Origin of the sequence: Xenorhabdus mauleonii (genome assembly GCF_900113945.1) — a bacterium.
Lineage (GTDB): Bacteria > Pseudomonadota > Gammaproteobacteria > Enterobacterales > Enterobacteriaceae > Xenorhabdus > Xenorhabdus mauleonii.
Genome location: NZ_FORG01000063.1, coordinates 2,278 through 4,046 on the forward strand (window position 1 = coordinate 2,278; position 1,769 = coordinate 4,046).

Genomic DNA, 1,769 nt, shown 5'->3' on the forward strand with positions numbered 1-1,769 from the left:
TGGACGGCAAAGAGCTGAAACCGACTCAGGTGGTCTTTGGTCAGTCACTGGCGGACATTGTGGACACCAAAGGCTCGGCCTTTATACCAGCAACAAACGTGCTGGCGTCTGACAATGAAGACAGCACCATCATGACGCTGGAACTGAAGGACAAAAAAGGTCAGCCAATCCGGAATGCCAAAGACAGTATTACGTTTGAGGATAACGGCGACCAATTGACGGGCGACGGGAAAAACAAACCGACTATCGACAAAGTCTGGGAAGAGCCGGAAAACAGCGGGATTTACAAGGTGAAAGTCAAGGCGGGGGATAAAAACGGTCACTGGAAGATCACCACCAAAATAGACGGTGTAGCGCTGGAGAAGCCGACAGAAATCACCTTCGATCCCAACAAAGCCGATCTGGTTGATCCGAATAAATCCACGTTTGTTGCCAAAGAAAGTGAGTTACCCAATGACGGCGACACCACAGTGATTGAAGTGGATTTGAAAGACCATGAGGGTAAGGTTATCACAGGTGCAGAAAACAGCATCAAGATGATACCGGATGATCATGGGTTGTACGGGTCAGGCAAAAAAATGCCAACGGTCGGCAAATTTAAAGAAACGCCACCGGGCAGCGGTCATTATCAGGCGACGGTGACTGCCGGCGATAAAAAAGGCAAATGGGAATTAGCTCCTGAAGTGTTCGGTAAAAAGATCGAGAAAACGACGACCATCACATTTGGAAAATCACTGGCAGATAAATTAAACCTGAAAAGTCCTGAGGTTGACCCTGCCGATGGCAGTACGGCCCTGCCGGCAGATGGCCATACCAAGAAAACCCTGCGTATCACCTTGAAGGATGGAGATAACAATCCTATTTACGGTGCCAAAGACAGCATCATCGTGACCGGTGATTACTCCACACTGAAAGGAGATGGTAAAGACCCGGTTATCGATAAAGTAAAAGAAGTCGGTGATGGGGTGTATGAAGTGGTGATCACGGCTGGGACAAAAACCGGCAACTGGGCAGTGACAACGACTGTTGACGGTAAGAAGAATCCGCAACCGTTAGAACTGGAATTTGATGTAAACAAAGCACCAAGCGTTGTGATCTCACATCTGGAGGGGGAACTCGCCATCGGGAAGACCCTGACAGCCAACTATAAGTTTAACAGTAATGACAGTAATACCGTCGATCGTTCGTTTTATGTCTGGGGTGCAAAAGGCACGACAGCCGCTCGGGTAATAGAACTGGCAGAAAAGGCTGGTGCAAAAGAACCGATAGAGCTGGAACAGGAAAATGGGGAAGGCCGGGTTAATGGCAAACCGATAACTTACATCATTCAAGAGAATGATAAACATAAAGTATTGGAAGTATCGATATTGGCAGCCAATGATGCCAATTTGCGGGCAAAAGGTCCGGAAACCATGGCGGTAGACGACCCAAGAACTGCCACCACGATTACCGGCGGTAATGGCAGTGGTGGTGTACCCGATCCGAATGCTGTACCTGAGGTTGATGAACTGGATCTGACAGGTAAACTCGAGTTGTCATCAACGCTGACTGTTAGCTATAAATTTATGCCAAATGGCGGAGATGCGAGGGACAAGTCACAATTTGCCTGGAAAATACTAAGCAAGGAAGGGGATGCAATGAACTGGCAAGACGTAGATCAGCCGGCGCAGGGTGATAACAAAGGTCAGGCCAAGCTCATACTGGAAAAAGAGTTGGAATTGGAGATTTCAGGTGAAGTGATTGTCATGTCTATTCTACCGGCCAACTTC

General features: G+C 48.1%; 1 protein-coding gene. It reads left to right on the top strand.

Features of this window, described 5'->3' with window-relative positions; all coding sequences use genetic code 11:
- Positions 1-1,769: invasin domain 3-containing protein (locus BM100_RS21960; RefSeq protein ID WP_217648217.1), on the top strand; the 1,769-nt coding region annotated here is incomplete at both ends.